Raw genomic sequence first — 21202 nt, 5'->3', positions numbered from 1 at the left:
GTCACTTCTCCCGGCGGCGGAGGGCGGCGTACTGGGCCGCGGAGGCGAGCAGGACGAGGGCGAAGAAGATGTAGCTGATGGCGGAGGCGTAGCCGAGCCGGTAGCCGGTGAAGCCGACGTCGTAGACGTACTCGACGACCGGGCGGGTGGAGCCGTTGGGGCCGCCCTTGGTGAGCAGGTAGATCTGGTCGAACACCTTCAGCGAGGCGAGGACCTGCAGCACCGTGACGACCGCGGTGATCCGGCTGAGCTGGGGCAGGGTGATCGACCACAGCCGCCGCCAGGCGCCGGCCCCGTCGATGGCGGCCGCCTCGTACAGGTGGTCCGGCACGGCCTGCAGGGCGGCCAGGTAGAGCAGAAAGTTGAAGCCGACCGTCCACCACAGGGTGGTCAGGGCGACCGCCCACATCGCCACCGACTCGTCGCTGAGCCAGCCGACGGGCCCGATCCCGACGACGTCGAGGAGGTGGTTGAACAGGCCCAGGTCGGGCTGGTAGAGCCAGATCCACAGCAGGCTCACCACGCCGACCGGCAGCAGGTAGGGCGCGAAGAAGGCGAGCCGCCACACCCACTGGCCGGGCAGCCCGGTGTGCACGAGCAGGGCCATGCCGAGGGCGACGACGACCAGCGGGACCGTGGACAGCACGGTGAACCAGACCGTGTGCCCGAGGGCACGCCACATCTCGGCGTCCTGAAAGGCTTCGGTGAAGTTGTCCAGGCCGACGAAGCCGGGCGTGTGGGCCGACAGCGAGGTGTCGGTCAGGCTCATCCACAGGCCCTGGACCAGCGGCCAGACCATGAACAGGGCGAACAGGACGAGGAAGGGGAGCGCGAACAGCAGACCCGGCGGGAGCAGCCGGCGCACCGACGGGGCCCCGGAGCGGGGCGAGGCGTGGGGAGAGGACATCGTCGTTCCTCCTGCGCGGAAGGTCGTGGCCGGGTCAGGCCGGGCTGGGCTGGGACAGGAAGGTGTTCAGGCGCCGCACCATCGCGCGCGCCGCGCGGTCGGGCGAGAGCCCGTCGAGGAGGGCCTGCTGCAGGACCTGCGACATGGAGTTCTGGAAGTCGGAGCCCGCGCCGGCGAACCACACCGCCGGGTCGAGGACGACGTGCTGCTGGGCCTGGGCGTAGTGCGACTGGGGCTGGAGCGCGGCGTAGGCCTTGGTGCGGGTGACCGGGCCGTAGGCGGGGATGTGCCCGGCGGTGGCCCAGATCTGCCCGGCCTTCAGCAGCGCGGCGACGGCCCGGTGGGTGCGGCGGCGGCGCCCGGGGTCGGGATCGGGGTGGTGCGGCAGGACGAAGGAGTGCGAGTCGGCGTACACGGCGGGGGTGCCGAACACGGTCGGGAAGGGGGCGGCGCCGACCTCGGGGTCGGCCGTGCGGAAGGTGCCCAGTTCCCACTCGCCGGAGAGGATCATCGCGGTCTGCCGGTTGGCGAAGGCCGCGATCGCCGCCGGGTAGTCGAGGCGCCGGGGGTTGACCCGCCCGTCGACGATCTTCGCCATGAAGCCGATGACCTCGGCCATGCGGTCGACGTCGACCTCGGCGGGCCCGCCCTCCGGCAGGTCGAAGCGGCCGCCGGTCTGCCGGTACAGGCCGTAGAACAGCCGCCAGCCCTGCGCGGTGTCGGTGACGTAGCCGAAGGCGATGCCCTGCTTGCCGGAGGCCTTGGCCAGTTCGCGGCCGGCGGCGAGGAAGGCGTCCGGGGAGGAGAACGCCTCGGTGTCGAGGCTGCCGTCGGCCGCGAGCAGCCCGGCCTTGCGGGCCGGTTCGGGGTGGTAGAAGACGATGAACGGGTGGGTGTCCAGCGGCACGGCGTAGGTCTTGCCCCGGTACTGGGTGCGGTCCCAGACGGCCCGGGTGAAGGATTCCTCGGTGATGCCGTACTCGGCGAGCACGTCGAGGTCCCAGGCGTCCAGCAGCCCGGTGGGGGCGTAGCCGGCGAGCCGGGACATGTGGGCGACGGCCACGTCGGGGCCGCGCCCGCCGGCCGAGGCCATGGCGAGCTTGGTGTAGTAGGGGGTGCCCCACTCCAGGACGGTGCGCTCGATGCGGCTGCCCGGCATGTCGGGCCGGGCCGCCTCGACCATGTCGTTGAGCAGGCCGCCGTCGGCGCCGCTGAAGAGGTCCCACAGGCGGACGGTCGAGGTGTCCGCGGCCTGGGCGGAGCCGCAGCCGCTGAGTGCTCCGCCGCCGAGGGCCACCGCCCCGGAGGCGAGTCCGGCGGCGAGCAGCCTGCGGCGTGTCGGGCCCCGGTTCTCCCTGGTGTCCGGCCGGTCGGTCATACGGCTCCTTCCCTGACCCGGGTGGTGCGGTCCGGGCGCGTTCCCGCGCCGCCCGTGACCGGATCACCCTCTCATCTACATCGTTGTAAAGCGTGCCTGGAAGTGTCTGGATCGTGCGGTCCCGAGGAGGGGGCCGGACGGGTGCGGCGGGGCCCGCGGGTGTCACTCCCGCTCGTAGGCCGCCGGGCGGGTCTGGGCGCGCCGGATCCGCTCGATGTCGAGCTTCACGGAGCGGTCGAAGCGGTAGAGCCCGTTCTGCTCCTGGAAGACGTCGGTGAGCTGGGTGTAGCAGTACCCGAACATGTCCGGGTCGTCGAGGAGCACGCCGGTGAGACCTTCGAAGCGGGTGAGGAACTCCTCCTCGGTGCGCGGCCGTTCGCCGTAGCCCCAGGAGGCGTCCGCCTCGTTGCCGGACGCCCGGGCGGCCTCCTGCGGGTCCCACCAGATACCGCCGAACTCACTGCAGAAGTAGGGCTGTCCGCGGTACGGCACCGACCAGGGGCGCCCGTCGGGGGCCGCGTTGACGTAGGGCCTTCCCTCGGCGAGCCCGGACATGATCTTGGCGAAGGCGACGGGGTCCTGCTCGTAGCAGTGGGAGTCGTAGACGTCCGTCTCCGGGACCCGGTGCGCGTAGCCGGAGGCGTCGATGACGGGCCGGGTGGGGTCGGCCTGCTTGGTGGCCAGGAACATCGCCCGGGTGACGTCGTCGAGTTGGGTGATGCGGTCGTGCAGGTGCTGGTAGGTCTCGTTCAGCGGGCACCAGCCGACGATCGAGGGGTGCGCGTGGTCGCGCTCGACGGCTTCCAGCCACTCGGCGACGTAACTGGCGTCCGGGCGCTGGTTGTCGTCCCGCTCGCCGGTCTCGCAGCCCCAGTCCCCGAACTCGCCCCAGACCAGGTAGCCCAGGCGGTCGGCGTGGTACAGGTAGCGCTCCTCGAACACCTTCTGGTGCAGGCGGGCGCCGTTGAACCCGGCGGCCAGCCCGAGTTCGATGTCCCGCACCAGGGCCTCGTCGCTCGGGGCGGTCATCAGGCTCTCGGGCCAGTAGCCCTGGTCGAGCACGAGGCGCTGGAAGACCGGGCGCCCGTTGATCAGCACGCGCTTGCCCCGGACCGCCACCGAGCGCAGGCCGGCGTAGGAGTCGGCCGCGTCGACGACCGCGCCACCGGCGTCCAGGACCTCCAGGCGCAGCCCGTACAGGTGCGGGTCCTCGGGCGCCCAGGGGCGCAGGCGGTCCTCGGGCACGGTGAGGACGAGCCGGGGCGCCAGGTCGAGGTCGGCGCGCGTCTCGGCGGCGGTGACCTCCCCCGACGCGTCGCTGAGCACGGCCCGCACCCGGTGGCCGGGCAGGTTGGCGGTGAGGGGGAGTTCCAGGAAGAAGCTGCCCGAGGCGAGGTCGGGGGTGATGCGGGGGCGCTTGAGGGCGACCGAGCGGGGCACGGGCTCCATCCACACCGTCTGCCAGATGCCGGTGGTCCGGGTGTAGTGGCAGTGGGAGTTGGCGTACCAGGTGGCCTGCTTGCCGCGTGCCTGCGGGCCGTGCCGGCTGTCGCGGGCGCGGACGACGACCGTCGCCTCGGAGCCGGGTTCGGCGACGCCGTCGAGGTCGGCGGTGAAGGGGGTGAAGCCCCCGCGGTGCCGGGCCACCTCGACGCCGTTCACCCAGACCGTGGTGTCGTGGTCCACGGCCCCGAAGTGCAGCAGGACCCGGGAGCCGGCCCAGTCGGCGGGCACTGTCACGGTGCGCCGGTACCAGACCGCCTCCAGGAAGTCCGTGTCCCCGACCCCCGACAGGGCCGACTCGGGGCAGAAGGGCACGGTGATGGTGTCCGCGAGCGCGCGCCCGGTCAGCCCGCGCTCCAGACCGCTGTCGGAGCGGTCGGTCTCGAACTGCCAGGTGCCGTTCAGATTGAGCCACGCGTCGCGGACGAACTGGGGGCGGGGGTACTCGGGGCGCGGCAGGTCCGACGGGTGCGGGACGGGCATGGGGCTCCTCGTGTTGCCTGGTGCGTTGCGGTGCGGGCCTATGGCACCACGCCGATTACATCGATGTAAATATGTCGGCGAGGGAGAGGATCCGGCCGCAACCTTTTCGTGACAGTCGATAGGATCACGCCAGCTGCGAGAACGAGGAGGAGCGTGGCCCCCCGACCCCGGATCAAGGACGTCGCCGAGTACGCGGGCGTCTCACCGAAGACCGTCTCGAACGTCATCAACGACTACGAGCACGTCTCGGAGAAGACCAGGAGCGCTGTGCGCGAGGCCATCGAGGCCCTCGGCTACCGCGTCAACATCGCCGGGCGCCAACTCCGCAAGGGCCGCACCGGGATGATCACGCTCGCGGTGCCCGAGCTGGACGTGGCGTACTTCGCGGAGCTGGCCAAGCACGTGATGGCGGCGGCGGACCGGCGCGGCCTGACCGTGCTCCTGCACCAGACCGGCGGGGCGCGCGAACGGGAGCTGGCCGCACTGCACGGGTTCGACGCGCAGTTCACCGACGGGACGATCCTCAGCCCGCTGTCCCTGCTGCCGCGCGACCTCGCCACGCGGGACACGCGCCTGCCGGTCGTCCTGCTGGGCGAGCGCTCGCAGCCCGGCTCGGCCGACCACGTGGGCATCGACAACGTGGCGGCCGCACGGGAGGCCACCGAGCACCTGCTGGCCCGCGGCCGGCGCTCCATCGCCGTCGTCGGCGGCGCGCTGACCGGCCGGCAGGGCACCGACCGGCTGCGCACGCGCGGCTACCGCGAGGCGCTGCGCGCGGCCCGCGTCCCCTTCGACGCGGACCTGGTGGTGCCGGTCGACGCGTTCCACTGGCAGGACGGCGCCCGGGCGGTGGGCGCGGTGCTGCGCAGGGACGCGCGCCCCGACGCGCTGCTGTGCCTCAACGACCACCTGGCCCTGGGCGCCCTGCGCGCCCTGCACGAGGCGGGGCTCGCCGCCCCGCGCGACCTGGACGTGGTGGGGTTCGACGACATCGAGGCGGGCCGCTTCAGCGTGCCGAGCCTGACGACGGTCGCCCCCGACAAGACGGCCATCGCCGACTCCGCGGTGTCCCTCCTGCTGGACCGCATCGAGCGGCGCGGCGCGGAGGAGGCCACCGACCACGTCGTGGAGCACCGGCTCGTCGTGCGGGAGAGCAGCGGGGGATGACGGGGGCCGACGGGCGGCAGCGGCAGGCGGGTCGGGCCGCCCGTCCCGCTCCCACAGCTCTCGCGGCGACCCTTTACAGCCTCCTTGCAACGATGTAAAACCAGGGTCGGACCCGACTCTTCCAGTCGTCGCACCGCCCCTTCTCCCCCGCGCGCCCGCCCGTCCGTCACCGGTCGTGTCATGCACCTGCCAGTACTCCCGTCAGCGCTCCGCCCCCACGCCCTCGAGGAGCAGACCATGGGCTCGTCACCGCAACCGGACCCGCACACCGCCCGCCCCCGCCCCCGGCGCTCCACCGCCGCCGCCCTGTTCGCCGCCCTGGCCCTGCTGTGCCTGGCCGCGCTGACCTCGGCCGGCGGCGCGGCGGCGCAGGCGGCCGCCTGGACCCCGAAGCCCTCCCCCATGACGACGCCCTGGACCGCCCAGGTCCCCGTCGACCACCCGCTGCCCGAGTACCCGCGTCCCCAGCTCACCCGCTCCGACTGGCTGAACCTCAACGGCCTCTGGGACTTCGCGGTGACCCCGGTGGACGCGGGCCCGCCGACGGCCTGGCCGCAGCAGATCCGGGTGCCGTTCGTCGCCGAGTCCGCCCTCTCGGGCATCCAGCGCAAGATCACCCAGGACGACAGGCTCTGGTACCGGCGCACCGTCACCGTCCCGGCCGGCTGGAGCGGCCGCCGCGTCCAGCTCAACTTCGGCGCGAGCGACTGGCGCACGACGGTCTGGGTGAACGGACAGCAGGCCGGCACGCCCCACAGCGGCGGCTACGACGCCTTCTCCTACGACATCACCGACCTCTTGACCTCCGGCACCAACACCCTGGTCGTCTCCGTCTGGGACCCGACCCAGAACGGCGATCAAGCCATCGGCAAGCAGCGCGTCAACGACGTCACGCCCCACTCCGGTGGCGGCATCTTCTACACCGCTGCCTCGGGCATCTGGCAGACCGTGTGGCTGGAGCCCACCCCGGCGGCGCGCATCACGCGCCTGGACCTGGTGCCCGACCTGACGAACGGCACGCTCCGGGTCACCGTCCTGGGCGCAGGGGTGAACGGGCACACCGCACGGGTGACGGTCTCGGCGGGCGGCACCGCGGTGGGCACCGCCACCGGACCGGTCGGCAGCACCTTCACCGTGCCGGTGCCGAGCCCGCACCTGTGGACGCCCGACGACCCCTACCTCTACGACGTCCGGGCCGACCTGCTCGCCGGCGCCGCGACCGTGGACTCCGTGGGCAGCTACACCGGCATGCGCTCCATCGCCCTCGCGAAGGTCGACGGCGTGCTGCGCCCCGTCCTGAACGGCAGGTTCGTCTTCCAGACGGGCACCCTCGACCAGGGCTACTGGCCCGACGGCATCTACACCGCGCCCACCGACGACGCCCTGAGGTACGACCTGCAGGCGCACAAGGACCTCGGGTTCAACATGGTCCGCAAGCACATCAAGGTCGAACCGCAGCGCTGGTTCTACTGGGCCGACCGGCTGGGACTGCTGGTCTGGCAGGACATGCCCGCCATGGACCTGCGCACCCCGGGCGCCGCCGCCCGCACCCAGTGGGAGAGCGAGTTCCACCGGGTCGTCGACCAGCACCGCAGCTCCCCCGCGCTGGTGATGTGGGTGGACCAGAACGAGGGCTGGGGCCAGTACGACCAGGCCCGCATCGCCTCCGACATCAAGGCGTACGACCCCTCGCGGCTGGTGGACAACATGAGCGGCGTCAACTGCTGCGGCGCGGTGGACGGCGGCAACGGGGACGTCGTCGACCACCACGTGTACGTCGGCCCGGGGGTGACCGCGCCGACCGCGACCCGCGCGGCCGTCCTCGGCGAGTACGGCGGCCTCGGCTACCGGGTGGCCGGCCACGAGTGGTACCCCGGCGGCGGCTTCAGCTACGAGGACCAGGCCACCACCGCCCGGCTGAACGACCGCCTGACCGGCCTCCTGGACGCCCTGCGGCTCCAGCAGATGCCGGCCGGCCTGTCGGCGTCCGTCTACACGGAGATCACGGACGTCGAGAACGAGGCCAACGGCCTGCTCACGTACGACCGCCAGGTGGTCAAGGTCGACCGGGCCCGGGTCAGGGCGGCCAACCAGGCCCTGATCGACGCCTCGCGCTCCCCCGCGCCCCGGGTCACCCTGCCCACCGGCGCGTACAGGTCGCTGCGGGTCACCACCCCCGGCTTCACCGACCGCTACGCCCGCCACCGGGACGGCCTCGGCTACACCGAGGTGGTGAACGACTCCAGCACCGACCTGCTGAAGCAGGACGCCACCTGGCGGATCGTGCCCGGCCTCGCCGACTCCTCCTGCTACTCCTTCGAGTCGCGCAACTACCCCGGCGAGTACCTGCGCCACCGCGACTTCCGCGTCCGCAAGGACCCGGGCGACGGCACGGACCTGTTCCGGGCCGACGCCACCTGGTGCGCGGTGCCCGGCAGCGGCGGCGTACGGCTGATGGCGTCGAACTTCCCCGGCCAGTACCTGCGCCACATCAACGCCGAACTGTGGCTGGCCACCCCGGGCGGCGCCCACGCCTGGGACAACCCGGCGTCCTTCACGGAGGACACCACCTGGGCCGTGGAGAACCCCTGGGCCCCGTGACCCCGGGCAGCGGGAACCCTTGACAAAGCGGAACGTCGCTCCGGATACTTCCGGAACGACGTTCCGCTTTGAAGGGATCTCCTTGCCGTGAACGCACCCACCGACCACACCCCCGCCGTGCTGTCGTACAGCCCGGTGGTCCTGTCCGTGCCCGGGCGGCCCGTGGACCTCGAGGTCCGGGTCACCGCTCCGGTGACCGGGACCGCCCTGCCCGTCGTCCTGCTCTCGCACGGACACGGCGGCTCGCACCACCTCTCCTCGCTGAACGGGTACGCGCCCCTCGCCCAGCTCTGGGCGGCGGCCGGGTTCGTCGTCCTGCAGCCCACCCACCTCAGCTCCCGCACCCTGAGCCACCGGCTCGCCGACGCCCCCGGGGCGCCGTTCTTCTGGCGCTCCCGCGCGCGGGACATGAGCGACCTCGTCGACCGGCTCGACGCGATCGAGAAGACCGTGCCGCAGCTCGCCGGGCGGGTCGACCACGACCGGATCGCGGTCGCCGGGCACTCGCTGGGCGGCCACACCGCGAGCCTGCTGCTGGGCGCCCGGGCCACCGACCCGGACACCGGCGAGGTGGTCGACCTGACCGAGCCCCGCATCAGCGCGGGCGTCCTGCTCGCCGCGCCGGGCAGGGGCGGGGACGCCCTCAACGGGCCGAGGGCCGGGTGGGTGCCGTTCTTCCGGTCCACGGACTTCTCCACCATGACCACGCCCGCCCTGGTCGTCGCCGGGGACGAGGACGACTCCCGGCACTTCACCGACGTCGGCCCGGACTGGCACGCCGACCCCTACCGGCTCGCCCCCGCCCCCAAGACGCTGCTCACCCTCTTCGGCGCCGGGCACCTGCTCGGCGGGATCTCCGGGTACGACGCCGCCGAGACCACCGACGAGAACCCCGGGCGGGTCGCCGCCCTCGGCCGCCTCACCGCGGCCTGGCTGCACAGCCGCTTCCGGCCCGGCGACCCCGGCTGGCCGGCCGCGTGCGAGGCGCTGACGACCGGGGACGGCGCGGTAGGACGGGTCGAGTCGACGTAGGGCGCGGCTCGGCGGGAACCCGGGGCCGGACCACAGTCGACCGCGACCCATGGGAGCCACATGCGTTACCGCACACTGGGCAGCTCGGACCTCGAGGTCTCGGAGATCTCGCTGGGGTCCTGGCTCACCTACTCCGGCGGCATCGAGGCGGACCGGACCCGCGCCTGCACCGAAGCGGCGTTCGACGCGGGCATCACCTTCTTCGACACCGCCAACGTCTACGGGCAGGGCGCCGCCGAGACCGCGTGGGGCGAGATCCTCTCGGCCCACCCCCGCGACTCCTACGTCCTCGCCACCAAGGTCTACTTCCCGATGTCGGACGACCCGGCCGACCAGGGTCTGGCCCCGGACCAGATAGCCAAACAGATCGACGCCTCCCTGACCCGGCTCAGGACCGACCACGTCGACCTCTACCAGGCGCACCGCTTCGACCCCGGAGTTCCGGTCGAGGACGTCGTCGAGGCGTTCCAGAAGGTCGTCGACCAGGGCAAGGCCCGCTACATCGGGTTCAGCGAGTGGACGCCCGAGCAGATCCGGGCCGCCCTCGACGTCGCCGGACCCGACCTGTTCGTCTCCTCTCAGCCGCAGTACTCGATGCTGTGGCAGGCGCCGGAGGCCGAGGTCTTCGGGCTGTGCGCGTCCCACGGCATCTCGCAGATCGTCTGGTCGCCGCTCGCCCAGGGCGTGCTCACCGGCAAGTACAAGCCCGGGCAGCCCGTGCCGGAGGGCAGCCGGTTCGCCAGTGCGGACATGGCGGTGTCGCAGGACCTCGTGTACAGCGACGCCACCCTGGAAGCCGTCCAGCGCCTGGTGCCGCTCGCCGAGGAGGCGGGGATGAGCATGCCGACCCTGGCACTGGCCTGGGTGCTGCGCCGCAGCGAGGTCGCCTCCGCCATCACCGGCGCCTCGCGGCCCGAGCAGGTCCACGCCAACGCCGCGGCCTCCGGGGTGGAGCTGTCCGACGACCTGCTGGCCGCCGTGGACCGGGCCCTGGGCGACGTCCCCGTCACCGGGCCCACCCTGGCCTCGGGCGCCCGTCCGGGCGTCAAGCACCGCTGACCCGGCGCGCCGGGGCGCACGGGCACGAGCAGCGCGGAGCCCGCGCCGGGAGGCCGGCGCGGGCTCCGCGCGATCGCCGGTCGACGCGGTCAGTCGGCGAGCGCACCGCCCACACAGGTCAGGTACTGCTCACTGATGTTCAGGCCCGGCCCGGCCCACGGCGCGGGGCACGGCACCAGTGCCTCGACCAGCGGTTCGCCGACCGCCCCGACCGCCTCGGCGACGGGCTCGCCGACGACCGGCGCGGCGAGGCCGGCGAGGCCGCTCGTCGCGGCGTCCGCCGGCTGCGGGGCCGCCGTGGCCGTCGTACCGCCGCCGAGCATCGCGGCACCGGCCAGCAACGTGACCGCTCCCAGCTTCGTCCCACGCATCAAGATCGCTCCGTTCGTCTCGTGACGGCGCCGCAGGTGGCGCCGCTGGGAGAACGTCCACGGCCCGGCCCGGGTAACGGCGGTCCGCCCCGGTGAACGCCCACGCCGCCGCTCGGAGCGTACGATCGTACGCTCCGAGTGTACGATCGTACGCATGGTGACCGACCACTTCGCGGGTGACCCGCGCAGCAACCTGGAACGCATGCGGGCGGGCGACCTCTACATCGCCGACGACCCCGAGATCGCCCGCAGGCAGCAGCGGGCCGTCCGGCTGGCCGCGCACTACCAGGCGGCCTACGCCGAGGACGCGGACGCCGCCCGGCCCCTCCTGGCCCGACTGCTCGGCGCCCTCGGCGAGGAGGCGCACGTCCGGCCCCCGCTGTACGTCGACTACGGCAGCAACATCCGCATCGGCGCCCGTACCTTCGTCAACTACAACCTGACCGCGCTGGACGTCGCGGACATCCTCATCGGCGCCGACTGCCAGATCGGCCCGAACGTCCAACTACTCACCCCCACGCACCCGCTGGAGCCCGGACCGCGGCGCGACAAGCTGGAGGCCGCCCGGCCGATCACGATCGGCGACAACGTGTGGCTCGGCGGCGGAGCCATCGTGCTGCCCGGGGTCACCATCGGGCACGACTCCGTCATCGGCGCGGGCTCCGTCGTCACCAAGGACGTCCCCCCGAACGTCGTCGCCGTCGGCAACCCGGCCCGGCCGGTGCGGAACCTGTAGCCCCGCCGCCATGGCCACCGGACACACCGACCCACGGCGCCGTGAGCGCATCCTCGACGCCACCCTCGACCTCATCGCCGACGAGGGCATCGCCCGCGTCTCCCACCGCAGGATCGCCGCGCGGGCCGGCGTTCCGCTGGGGTCGATGACGTACCACTTCGACGGCATCGACGACCTGCTGCGCGAGGCGTTCGGCCGCTTCACCGACCACATCGCCGCCGTGTTCGACGCCCACCTCGCGGGTCCGGCCGATCCCGACCAGGCCCGCCGGGCCGTGGCCGACCTCGTGCACGCCCTGTCCGAGGGCAGCCGGCGCGACCTCGTCCTCGCCCAGGAGCTGTACACCCTCGCCGCCCGCCGGCCCGCCTACCGGGAGCTGACCCACGCGTGGATGCGCCGCAGCCGCGTCCACCTCGAACGGCACTTCGACCCGGACACGGCCCGCCAGCTCGACGCGCTCGTGGAGGGCCTGACCCTCCACCGGGCCCTGGACACCGAGCCGCACGACCACGCCCTGACCCTGGAGGCCGTCACCCGCATCACCACGGCCGGCCGGCACGCGATCCGGGGCGGCGCGGGCCCCGCCCCGGGTGACTCCTCGTCATGAAGCGATATATTTGTCCGGCGACAACTATTTGACGTCCGACCGGCCGTCAGGCGACGACGTGGGAGAGGCAAGTGGCGCTGCTCGCGCTCGAGTTCCCCTCGGCGGCGAGACGGGGCGCCCCGGCGCACCGCCCCGCGCGCACGAGCACGGCTGCCCGCTCGCTGACGAGGCGGGTGACGCATGACTGAGGGGGCGTGGGAGAGCGAGGCGCCCTCGCGCCTCGGACCACCGCCGGCGGCGGCCGACGCGGAGGCGGCACGGATCGAGGCGGTGCGCCGCTACGACATCCTCGACACCCCGCCCGACGGGGCCTTCGACCGCATAGCCGCACTCGCGGCACGCCTGTTCGACGTGCCGCTCGCGACGGTGACGATCGTGGACGTGGACCGCATCTGGTTCAAGGCCGCGCACGGTCTGGAAGGCGTCCGCGAGGTCGGCCGCGACCTGGGGCTGTGCTCGTCGGCGGTGCTGCAGGACGGCGCCCTGGTCATACCCGACACCCTCCTGGACGACGTGGCGCGGGGGAACCCCCTCGTCACGGGGTCGCTGGGAATCCGCTTCTACGCGGCGGCTCCCCTGGTGACGCGCGACGGACACCGGCTCGGCACGCTCAACATCCTGGACACCGCACCGCGTTCGATCAGCCCGCGGGACACCGCGCTGCTGACCGAGCTCGCCGACATCGTCATGGACGAGCTCGAACTGCGGCTGTCCGCCCTGCAGGCCGTGCGGGACGAGCGCGAACGCGCCGCCGCCCAGGCGAAGCTGGCCGAGGTGGAACGCGCGGCACGGATCCGCGCGGAGAAGGACGCCTCGTCCATCGCCGCGTTCGCCTCCGCCCTGCAGCGCACCCTGCTGCCGCCCGCCCTGCCGACGGTGCCCGGACTGGAGCTGGCCTGCCACTACCACACCGCGTCCGCCCACGAGGTCGGCGGCGACTTCTACGACGTCTTCGCGCTGCGGGACGGAGAGTGGGCGTTCTTCCTCGGCGACGTGTGCGGCAAGGGCCCCGAGGCCGCCGCCCTCACCTCACTGGTGCGGCACACCCTGCGGGCCGCCGCCCAGCACACCGCCGACCCCGTCGCGGTCCTGGACGTCCTCAACAAGGCGATCCTGGAGGACGTCACGGCCGGCAGCCGCTTCTGCACCGCCGTCGTCGGCACGCTGACCGCGCGCGGCGACGGCGGCTTCGACGTGCGGCTCGCCACCGGCGGGCACCCCCCGGCCTACCGGCTGCGCCCCGCCGACACCGGCGGGGGCACCGGCACGCCCACCGTCGTCGAGGCCGTGCGGCCGGCCGGCGGCATGCTCGTCGGCGCGTTCCCCCAGGCCCGGTTCGCCGCGACCACGCTGCGCCTGGATCCCGGCGACACCCTGCTGCTGTACACCGACGGGCTGCCCGAGGTCCGTACGGGCACCGACCGGTGGCTCGGCTGGGAGGGGCTGGAGGCGTTCCTCGCGGGACGTCCGACGGCCGGCGGAGCGGCGGACCTGGTGGACGACACCGTCGAACTGCTGCGGACCCAGACGCTGGAAGGGGCCGAGGACGACGTCGCGCTGCTGGCGATGTCCGTGCCGGCGGGTCGGGCCGGTTCCCCGCTCCGGGCGGGGGCCACGACCTCGACGAGGAGTGCTGCGGCGGACCTCTGACGGGGGGTCAGTCCAGGCCCACGTGCAGGCGGACCGTCGTCGCCCCGTCGTCGGTGTGCACTTCCAGCAGGTCGCAGAGGTGGCGGACGGCCCACATGCCGTGGCCCCGCGGCTGCCGGGGGTCGGGAGGGAGGTAGCCGAGGTACCAGGCGGCGTGCGACGGGCCGGCGCTGACGACGTCGGCGACGATGCGCGGGCCGCACCGCCGCAGGACCAGCCGGCCGGCGCCGCCGCCGTGCTGGACGGCGTTGGTGGCGACCTCGTTCACCGCGAAGACCAGCGTCGGCGTCTTGTGGGGCGTCAGGCCCAGGGCCGTCGCGGTGTCCGCGACGAAGCTCCGCACGTCGGTGAGGTCGGCTCCGAAGGACAGCACGGCGTCCTCCCCCTCTGCCCGTACGGGCGCGAGCGGCCGGCTCCAGACGCTGTCGGCGTCCGCCGGGTCCGCGTAGTGGTCACTGACGAGGGCGGCTCCGTCCGTCGCCAGCTCGGGGTGGGTGCGGTGGGCGTCCGCGACCACGGCGGGCGGCAGCACCCGGGTGTCGTAGGGGCAGATGATCCAGGCGGCGCAGTCGGCGAAGGCGACGTTGACGGCGGACTCGTAGCGGGTCCACTCGGCGGTCTCCAGCGCGTCCCGGCCGCGCCACACCGGCTCGCCGATCACCCGGACCCGCCGGTGGGCGCCGCCGGCCGTACGCCGGTCGACCCAGCGGTGGTAGGCGCCCAGCGTGGCTCCGGGGCGCTGGTACCAGTCCTGCGCGTCGGCGTACTCCACCTGGCCGCTCACGTCGTCCAGCGCCCGGCGCAGCAGCCCGATGTTGGTGCCGGTGGTCACCGCCAGGACCGCCTCGCCGCGCGCCAGCCCCTCACGGCAGAAGGGGACCGTGGCGGCGAGGAACTCCTCGTCGCTGCCGTAGACCAGGCCCTGGTGCGTCAGCCCCTCGGGGGGACGGTGCGGGGCGGGAGCCGTCACGCGGGGTCCTCCGCGGTGTCGACGCTGAGCGAGGGGATGTCGTCGAAGCCGACCAGGCGCACCACCTGGGCCATCAGGGGAGCCAGGTCGACGACGTGCAGACGCCGGCCGGCGGCCATGCGGTCGGCGGCGTGCGCGAGGGCGCGGACCCCGGCCAGGTCGATGAACTCCAGCTCCCTCATGTCCACGTACACGTCGCCGGGCCGGTCCAGGAGTGTCTCCAGCGCGGCCGCCAGGGTGGCGGTGCTGGTGTGGTCGACCGTGCCGACGACCCGCAGGGCGTGGTGGCCGGAGCGGAAGGCGGGCACCAGGCGCAGCCGGGCGTCCTGGTACAGGGGGCGCAGTTCCGCCGTCGAGGGGTGGCACCGGTCGAATCCGTGCAGCTGTTCGGCGCCGAAGAGGCGGGCGTCGTACTGGCAGACCGCCGAGGCCCGTCCCTCCGCGAACACGGCGTTGACCTTGGTCTCGTACTCGGCGAGCCGGTCGGCGCCGGGCACCTCGCGCAGTGCCCAGCCCATCTCCCCGCTCACCCGGAAGCCGGTGTAGCCCGCCGCGAGGGACGCGGCGACCTCCTGGCGCAGCACCGCCACCATGGTGTCGGGGTCGAAGGTGCCGGACGCCAGGTAGCTGTCGTCGGCGGTGGTGACGGTCAGTTGCCCGCGGGAGACCAGGGGGCCGGGGTCGACCCCGGCCGCCGGGAGCCAGCCCAGCACCTCGTCGGGCGTGTTGCGGTCGGCGAAGTAGAGCACCCGCTCGCCCCGCCGCAGGCCGTCGGCCAGGTAGTGCGACAGGACGTGCCGCTGTTCGGCGTCGTCGGCGAAGGCCAGGCAGACGTGGTCGCCCTGCCCGACGTCCTGCACCAGCAGGTCCCTGCCCGTGTCCGCGGCCACCTCAGCCCCAACGCTCCCCGACGTCGTGGACGTGGGACGGCCGACCTGCGCCCACGCCCGGAGACCCGATCGTACCGGCGGCCCGGCGTGCCCCACCAGGCCGCCCCCTCACGCCTGCGTCCGGTCCAGCACCTCGTCGGCGGTGGCGTGCAGGGGAATGACCAGGTCGATGCCCGCGATCTTGAAGACCCGGGTGAGATCGGGGTTCAGGCCCACGATGCTCAGGGTGGTGCCCGCCGACGTGGCCAGGTGGTAGCTCGTGATCAGCACCGTCAGGCCGGTGGAGTCGCAGTACTCCAGCCCCGTCAGGTCCATGATCACCGGGGTGTCCGCGGTGAAGGACATCTCCGCCAGCGCGTGACGGAGCTCCGGCGCGGTGTGGTGGTCCAGCTCCCCGTCCACGCGCACCACGAGCGCTCCCCGGGGATCGGACTGCTGCGTGATGGTCAGAGTGCGCTCTATCTCGGTCACCGATCGTTCTCCTGTGGGGGCGGTTGCGGGCCTGGGCACGTCCGTACGGTACGTACCCCTGCGCCGCGGCTGCTGCTCTTCGTCGACGAGGCCGGACCACGCGCCCTGCCCTGCCCTGCCGCTGCCCGCTGCACGGCGGCCGGGCTGCACCGGTCCCACGCCCACGCAGGTCGGGTACCCGGATGAGCTGGATTATCCTACGGAGTCGTACGGCCTCGCAGGAGCAGCCGGCGCTGCGGGCCGGGACCGTCGCAGCCGACCCCGACCAGTACGAGCGGCAGGAGAGCACAGTGACCCGCGTGGACGGGAGGACGAGGCGTGACGCACTCGGGGAAAGCTGAGCACGGCGTGCCGGCAGCCAGGACCGGGGTGTCCACCGACGGGACCGAGGTGTTCGCCGCCGACCGGGAGATCGGGCGCGGCCTGGCCGCCGTGGACTGGTCGTCCACTCCGCTGGGACCGCCCGCGGACTGGCCGCAGAGCCTGCGCACCGCGGTGAGCATCCTGCTGTCGTCGCGGTTCCCGATGTGGATGGCCTGGGGCCCGGAGCTGACCTTCTTCTGCAACGCCGCCTACCGGCGCGACACGCTGGGCCGCAAGTACCCCTGGGCGCTCGGCCGGCCCGCCAGTGAGGTGTGGGCGGAGATCTGGGGCGACATCGGCCCCCGCATCGACCGGGTGCTGGCCACCGGCGAGGCGACCTGGGACGAGGCCCTGCTGCTGTTCCTGGAGCGCTCCGGGTACACCGAGGAGAGCTACCACACCTTCTCCTACAGCCCGCTGCGCGACGACGACGACACCGTGGTCGGCATGCTCTGCGTGGTCAGCGAGGACACCGAGCGCGTCATCGGCGAGCGGCGCATGGCCACCCTGCGCGACCTCGGCTCCGACCCCAGCGTGATCCGCACCGAGCAGGAGGTGCTGGAGTTCGCCGGCCGGCAGCTCGCCCGCAACGGCAGGGACCTGCCCTTCACGCTCACCTACCTGTTCCGCGAGGACGGCTCGTCCCGGCTGGCCGGCTCCACGGGCCTGCCCGGGGGCCACCCCCTCGCCGTCCCGGTGCTGCGCGCCGAGGACACGGACGCCCTGTGGCCGGCCGCGGAACTCTCCCGGGGCGCAACGGCCCTCGTGGACCTGGAGGACGGGCGCTTCCCCGACCTGCCGGGCGGGGACTGGCCGCAGGCGCCGCGGCAGGCGCTGGTCGTGCCGCTGCTGCAGCAGGGCAACGCCCCCTACGGCTTCCTGGTGGCCGGCCTCAACCGCTACCGGGCCCTGGACGACGGCTACCGCGGCTTCGTCGAGCTGACGGCCGGGCACCTCGCGTCCGGCGTCGGCTCCGCCCGCAGCTACGAGACGCAGCAGCAGCGCGCCGAGGAACTCGCCGAGCTGGACCGCGCCAAGACGACGTTCTTCTCCAACATCAGCCACGAGTTCCGCACCCCCCTGACGCTGATCATGGGTCCCCTGGCGGAGCTGCGCGGGCGGCTGGCGGACGACCCGTGGGCCCGCAGCGAGCTGGACATCATCCACCGCAACGGGCTGCGGCTGAGCAAGCTCGTGAACACGCTGCTGGACTTCTCCCGCATCGAGGCCGGGCGGATGCAGGCCCGCTACGAGCCCGTCGACCTGGCCGCCGTGACCGCCGAACTGGCCAGCGTCTTCCGCTCCGCCATGGACAAGGCGGGCCTCGCGTTCCACGTGGACTGCCGCCCGCTGGGCCGTCCGGTCCACCTGGACCGCGACATGTGGGAGAAGGTGATCCTGAACCTCCTCAGCAACGCCCTGAAGTTCACCTTCGACGGCTCCGTGAGCGTCACGGTGCGCGAGGAGGACGGCCGGGCGGTGGTCACCGTCGAGGACACCGGCGTCGGCGTGCCGGCCGCGGAGGTGCCGAGGCTGTTCGAGCGGTTCCACCGCATCGAGAACGCCCGGTCCCGGTCCAACGAGGGCAGCGGGATCGGCCTGGCGCTGGTGCAGGAACTGGTCACGCTGCACGGGGGCACCATCACCGCCCGGTCCGCCGAGGGCCGGGGCACCTCCTTCACCATCCACCTGCCGTTCGGCACCGCCCACCTGCCGGCGGACGCCGTCGCCCCCGCGCAAGCGGCCACCGTGCCGGCCGGGGTGAGCAGCGCGGACCCCTACCTCCAGGAGGCCCTGCGCTGGCTGCCCCAGGGCACGGCGGACCGGCCGGCCGACGCACCGCAGGAGCAGATCCTCCCGGACGGTGTCACGGCCGGCCGTCCCGCCGACGTCGGTCTGCCGGCCCGGGTGCTGATCGCCGACGACAACGCCGACATGCGCGAGTACCTGGGCCGCCTGCTGGCCGGCGCCGGCTACCACGTCGACGCGGTCACCGACGGCCAGGAGGCCCTGGAGGCCGTCCGGCGCAACGCCCCCGACCTGCTGGTCAGCGACGTCATGATGCCCCGCATGGACGGCCTGCAGCTCGTGGCCGCGCTGCGCGGCGACAGCCGTACGGCCTCCCTGCCGGTGCTGCTGCTGTCCGCCCGCGCCGGGCAGGAGGCGTCCATCGAGGGGTTGCAGGCGGGCGCCGACGACTACCTCGTCAAGCCGTTCGCCGCCGCCGAGCTGCTGGCCCGCGTCGAGGCCAACGTGAAGCTCGCCCGGCTGCGCACCCACCACGCCCGGTGGCGCAACGCCCTCGTGGACTCCCTGCAGGAGGCGTTCTTCGTCTGCGACGACAAGGGTGCCGTCATCGAGATCAACGCGGCGTTCACCGACATCCTCGGGTACGGGCCGCAGGGCCTGCCGTACGCGCCGGTCCACCCCTGGTGGCCGGACGAGCGGACCGACCCGGAGGCGCACCGGGCGGTCAGCGAGGCGTTCGACCAGCTTCTGGGCGATCCCAGCGGCTCGTACACCATCCCCGTCACGCACCGCGACGGCCACCGCGTCTGGGTGACCGCCAGCTTCGCGCACGCCCAGGACCCCGACTCGGGGCGCCAGGTCACCGTCGGCACCTTCCGTGACGTCACCGCCGAGCACTACGCGATCCAGCGCGAGAGCGCCCTGGCGTCGCTGAGCACCCGGCTGTCGCGGGCCACCAGTCTGCCCGAGGCGCTCTCCGGCGCGCTGGAGGAGCTGCAGACGCTGTGGCGGGCCCGGTGCGTCCTGGCCGCCGTGTTCGACGGCGGGGCGGAGCCGTCCCTCACGGCGACCGACGGTTCGGATTGGCGGGACCTCCCGGCCGAGCAGCGCACGGCGATCACGGAGGTGCGGCAGCATCCGGCGCTCACCTCCGTGCCGCAGCCCACCGGGGCCGGCATCACCGTCGAGCACCCCACGGGGCCCATGGTGGTGTGGATCGACCTGGGCGAGCACCGGCCGTTCACCGAGGAGGACCAGCTCCTGCTGACGCTGCTGGCGGGGCACCTGGCGCAGGGGCTGACCCGGGCGCACCAGATCGACCAGCAGCGCGAGACCGCCATCGCGCTGCAGCGGGCCATCCTCGGCCCGTCGAGCCTGCCCGAGGGCTTCGCCGTCCGCTACGAGCCGGCCACCCAGCCGCTGGAGGTCGGCGGCGACTGGTACGACACCATCTCGCTGCCCGACGGCCGGATCGGCATCGTCGTCGGTGACTGCGTCGGACGCGGTCTGCAGGCGGCCACGGTGATGGGGCAGTTGCGCAGTGCCTGCCGGGCGCTGCTGCTGCAGGACGCCAGCCCCGCGCAGACGCTGATGGCGCTCGACTACTTCGCGGCCACGGTGCCCGGGGCGCTGTGCACCACCGTGTTCTGCGGCGTCCTGGACCCGGAGTCCGGCCGGCTGACCTACTCCAGCGCCGGGCATCCCCCGGGCATCCTCGCCCACGCGGACGGCACCACCCACCTGCTGGAGGACGGGCGTTCGCTGCCCCTGGCGGTGCGCCCGGGCAGGGAGCGTCCCGAGGCCGAGTACGTCATGCCGGCCCGCGGCACGCTGCTGCTGTACACGGACGGTCTGGTCGAGCGCCGGCGCCGTCCGCTGACCGCGGGCATCGACCAGGCCAGCGAGGCGGTCCAGGACGGCCGGGACACGGCCGTGGACGACCTGGCGACCCGGATCATGACGCGGCTGGCCCCGGCGGGGGGCTACGACGACGACGTGGCCCTGCTGCTGTACCGGCACCCCGCGCCCCTGGACATGTCCTTCCCCGCCGAGTCGGCCCAACTGGCCCCGGTGCGCAAGGCGTTGCGAAGCTGGCTGGCCCAGTGCCAGCTACCGCCGCACACCGTGCAGAACGTGCTGGTCGCGGCCGGGGAGGCCTGTGCCAACGCGATCGAGCACGGCCACCGGGACGCCCCCGGGGAGACGGTGCGGCTGCGCGCCGAGGCCTTCGTGCAGGACCTGCGCGTGACCGTCACCGACTCCGGCCGCTGGAAGGCCCCGCAGCCGGAACTCAACGCCCACCGCGGCCGGGGTCTCACCCTGATGCGTTCTCTGATGCAGCAGGTCACCGTCACTCCCGGCGCCGCCGGCACCACCGTCCACCTGCACACGAGGATCGCCTGATGACCACCCCGCTCACGCTCGTCCCCGGCCGGCGACCGGACGGCACGCACCACCTGGCCGTCTCGGGAGAGATCGACATGAGCAACATCGGCGCGCTCGCCGACGCCCTGTCCACCACCGCGGGTCCGGTCGTCCTGGACCTGACGGACGTGGAGTACCTCGACAGCGCGGGCCTGAGCGTGCTGTTCGCCCACGCCGACCGGCTGGAGCTGATCGCCACTCCCCTGCTGGCGCCGGTGCTGAAGGTGTCGGGCCTGAGCGACCTGGCCACCGTGCACGGTCTCGACTGACGGCCCGTCCGCTCTTCCGGCGACCTCCTGGCGCACCCCGTACGGGCCTGCGGGGTACCGGACTTGACGATTGCTTGACATGAGACGGCCCCGAAGGGGCATTCGGTTGTCAAGTCAAGAGCAAGGAGCGTGCGGCCCGTTCGGTCCGTGCCATCGGCAACCGGGAGTATGACATGACGAGTTACGGCAGCTCTCCTGCCGCGTCCTCCGGATCGCGCACGAACGGTCTGGCGATCGCAAGCCTGTGCTGCGGCATCATCGGCCTGTTCTTCCTGAACATCGTCCTCGGCCCCCTGGCGATCGTCTTCGGTGTGATCGCCCGGCGCCAGGCGAACGTGAAGAACGGCGCCGGCATGGCGACGGCCGGCATCGTCCTCGGTGTCATCGACGTCGTCCTGTGGCTCGTCCTCCTGGCTGTCGCGGCCAGCAACGGCGGCATCAGCTGGTACGTGGGCGGCTGACGCCTCCCGCCCCACGACACGTGCGGGTGTGCACCCCGGACCACCGGGTGCACACCCGCACGTGTCGTTGCGGGGGCCGGTCGGGCTCCCGGTGGGGTCAGCTCTGGGGCA

General features: G+C 73.3%; 17 protein-coding genes. 10 read left to right on the top strand and 7 right to left on the bottom strand.

Features of this window, described 5'->3' with window-relative positions; all coding sequences use genetic code 11:
* Position 1: 1 nt before the first annotated feature.
* From E4U92_RS34165 to E4U92_RS34155, 3 genes are all read right to left on the bottom strand, one after another.
* Complete coding sequence (locus E4U92_RS34165) at positions 2–907, bottom strand: carbohydrate ABC transporter permease (RefSeq protein ID WP_137304340.1); 906 nt, start codon at positions 905–907, stop codon at positions 2–4.
* 34 nt (positions 908–941) lie between these two features.
* Positions 942–2285, bottom strand: a complete 1344-nt coding sequence (locus E4U92_RS34160) for an ABC transporter substrate-binding protein (protein ID WP_137304339.1) — start codon at positions 2283–2285, stop codon at positions 942–944.
* A 162-nt stretch (positions 2286–2447) separates the two neighbouring features.
* A complete protein-coding gene (locus E4U92_RS34155) occupies positions 2448–4271 on the bottom strand; it encodes a glycoside hydrolase family 2 protein (protein ID WP_137304338.1) in 1824 nt (607 codons plus the stop codon).
* 153 nt (positions 4272–4424) lie between these two features.
* Between E4U92_RS34155 and E4U92_RS34150 the strand changes: the two genes are divergently transcribed.
* The 4 genes from E4U92_RS34150 to E4U92_RS34135 all read left to right on the top strand — a co-directional run bounded on the left by E4U92_RS34150 (position 4425) and on the right by E4U92_RS34135 (position 10130).
* Positions 4425–5438: a LacI family DNA-binding transcriptional regulator gene (locus tag E4U92_RS34150; RefSeq protein ID WP_137304337.1), complete on the top strand. Its 1014-nt coding sequence runs from the start codon at positions 4425–4427 to the stop codon at positions 5436–5438.
* A gap of 237 nt (positions 5439–5675) precedes the next feature.
* Positions 5676–8039, top strand: a complete 2364-nt coding sequence (locus E4U92_RS34145) for an AbfB domain-containing protein (protein WP_137304336.1) — start codon at positions 5676–5678, stop codon at positions 8037–8039.
* Between the two features lie 87 nt (positions 8040–8126).
* Positions 8127–9071: an alpha/beta hydrolase family protein gene (locus E4U92_RS34140; protein WP_137304335.1), complete on the top strand. Its 945-nt coding sequence runs from the start codon at positions 8127–8129 to the stop codon at positions 9069–9071.
* A 60-nt stretch (positions 9072–9131) separates the two neighbouring features.
* Entirely contained in the window at positions 9132–10130 is a 999-nt protein-coding gene (locus E4U92_RS34135) for an aldo/keto reductase family protein (RefSeq protein ID WP_137304334.1), read from the top strand.
* 89 nt (positions 10131–10219) lie between these two features.
* On the opposite strand, the gene E4U92_RS34130 is transcribed toward E4U92_RS34135, so the two are convergent.
* Complete coding sequence (locus tag E4U92_RS34130; RefSeq protein ID WP_137304333.1) at positions 10220–10501, bottom strand: hypothetical protein; 282 nt, start codon at positions 10499–10501, stop codon at positions 10220–10222.
* Positions 10502–10655: 154 nt separating this feature from the next.
* On the opposite strand from E4U92_RS34130, the gene E4U92_RS34125 reads away from it, so the two are divergent.
* The 3 genes from E4U92_RS34125 to E4U92_RS34115 all read left to right on the top strand — a co-directional run bounded on the left by E4U92_RS34125 (position 10656) and on the right by E4U92_RS34115 (position 13494).
* A complete protein-coding gene (locus tag E4U92_RS34125) occupies positions 10656–11237 on the top strand; it encodes a sugar O-acetyltransferase (RefSeq protein ID WP_137304332.1) in 582 nt (193 codons plus the stop codon).
* Positions 11238–11247: 10 nt separating this feature from the next.
* Positions 11248–11844: a TetR/AcrR family transcriptional regulator gene (locus E4U92_RS34120; RefSeq protein WP_137304331.1), complete on the top strand. Its 597-nt coding sequence runs from the start codon at positions 11248–11250 to the stop codon at positions 11842–11844.
* Positions 11845–12024: 180 nt separating this feature from the next.
* Positions 12025–13494, top strand: a complete 1470-nt coding sequence (locus E4U92_RS34115) for a PP2C family protein-serine/threonine phosphatase (protein WP_137304330.1) — start codon at positions 12025–12027, stop codon at positions 13492–13494.
* 7 nt (positions 13495–13501) lie between these two features.
* Here E4U92_RS34115 and E4U92_RS34110 read toward each other — a convergent pair whose 3' ends face one another.
* The 3 genes from E4U92_RS34110 to E4U92_RS34100 form a co-directional block, all read right to left on the bottom strand.
* On the bottom strand, positions 13502–14464 hold the full coding sequence (locus E4U92_RS34110; RefSeq protein WP_137304329.1) for a sensor histidine kinase: 963 nt from the start codon (positions 14462–14464) through the stop codon (positions 13502–13504).
* Positions 14461–15354, bottom strand: coding sequence for an MEDS domain-containing protein (locus E4U92_RS34105; RefSeq protein WP_137304328.1), 894 nt, complete (start codon positions 15352–15354; stop codon positions 14461–14463). Before E4U92_RS34105 ends, E4U92_RS34110 begins: the two co-directional genes overlap by 4 nt.
* Positions 15355–15462: 108 nt before the next feature.
* Positions 15463–15825 carry an STAS domain-containing protein gene (locus tag E4U92_RS34100; protein WP_137304327.1) on the bottom strand — a complete coding sequence of 121 codons (363 nt, stop codon included), beginning with the start codon at positions 15823–15825 and terminating at the stop codon, positions 15463–15465.
* A 318-nt stretch (positions 15826–16143) separates the two neighbouring features.
* Here E4U92_RS34100 and E4U92_RS34095 point away from each other — a divergent pair, with 318 nt between their 5' ends.
* The 3 genes from E4U92_RS34095 to E4U92_RS34085 all read left to right on the top strand — a co-directional run bounded on the left by E4U92_RS34095 (position 16144) and on the right by E4U92_RS34085 (position 21091).
* The gene (locus E4U92_RS34095; protein WP_373311751.1) at positions 16144–20340 is read left to right on the top strand and encodes a SpoIIE family protein phosphatase; all 4197 of its coding nucleotides are present in this window, start codon (positions 16144–16146) and stop codon (positions 20338–20340) included.
* Positions 20340–20630 carry an STAS domain-containing protein gene (locus tag E4U92_RS34090; protein ID WP_137304326.1) on the top strand — a complete coding sequence of 97 codons (291 nt, stop codon included), beginning with the start codon at positions 20340–20342 and terminating at the stop codon, positions 20628–20630. The genes E4U92_RS34095 and E4U92_RS34090 overlap by 1 nt, the downstream gene beginning before the upstream one ends.
* Before the next feature lie 173 nt (positions 20631–20803).
* The gene (locus E4U92_RS34085; protein WP_137304325.1) at positions 20804–21091 is read left to right on the top strand and encodes a DUF4190 domain-containing protein; all 288 of its coding nucleotides are present in this window, start codon (positions 20804–20806) and stop codon (positions 21089–21091) included.
* Positions 21092–21202: the final 111 nt, after the last annotated feature.

The sequence above is a fragment of the Streptomyces galbus genome (assembly GCF_005280195.1).
GTDB lineage: Bacteria > Actinomycetota > Actinomycetes > Streptomycetales > Streptomycetaceae > Streptomyces > Streptomyces galbus.
This window is presented reverse-complemented; position numbering and strand designations above follow the sequence as displayed.

Bases quoted from the DNA above. Each gene is read 5' to 3' on its own strand.
- E4U92_RS34165 (WP_137304340.1), bottom strand. From the start codon at position 907: ATGTCCTCTCCCCACGCCTCGCCCCGCTCCGGGGCCCCGTCGGTGCGC.
- E4U92_RS34160 (WP_137304339.1), bottom strand. From the start codon at position 2,285: ATGACCGACCGGCCGGACACCAGGGAGAACCGGGGCCCGACACGCCGC.
- E4U92_RS34155 (WP_137304338.1), bottom strand. From the start codon at position 4,271: ATGCCCGTCCCGCACCCGTCGGACCTGCCGCGCCCCGAGTACCCCCGC.
- E4U92_RS34145 (WP_137304336.1), top strand. From the start codon at position 5,676: ATGGGCTCGTCACCGCAACCGGACCCGCACACCGCCCGCCCCCGCCCC.
- E4U92_RS34135 (WP_137304334.1), top strand. From the start codon at position 9,132: ATGCGTTACCGCACACTGGGCAGCTCGGACCTCGAGGTCTCGGAGATC.
- E4U92_RS34130 (WP_137304333.1), bottom strand. From the start codon at position 10,501: ATGCGTGGGACGAAGCTGGGAGCGGTCACGTTGCTGGCCGGTGCCGCG.
- E4U92_RS34125 (WP_137304332.1), top strand. From the start codon at position 10,656: ATGGTGACCGACCACTTCGCGGGTGACCCGCGCAGCAACCTGGAACGC.
- E4U92_RS34120 (WP_137304331.1), top strand. From the start codon at position 11,248: ATGGCCACCGGACACACCGACCCACGGCGCCGTGAGCGCATCCTCGAC.
- E4U92_RS34115 (WP_137304330.1), top strand. From the start codon at position 12,025: ATGACTGAGGGGGCGTGGGAGAGCGAGGCGCCCTCGCGCCTCGGACCA.
- E4U92_RS34090 (WP_137304326.1), top strand. From the start codon at position 20,340: ATGACCACCCCGCTCACGCTCGTCCCCGGCCGGCGACCGGACGGCACG.
- E4U92_RS34085 (WP_137304325.1), top strand. From the start codon at position 20,804: ATGACGAGTTACGGCAGCTCTCCTGCCGCGTCCTCCGGATCGCGCACG.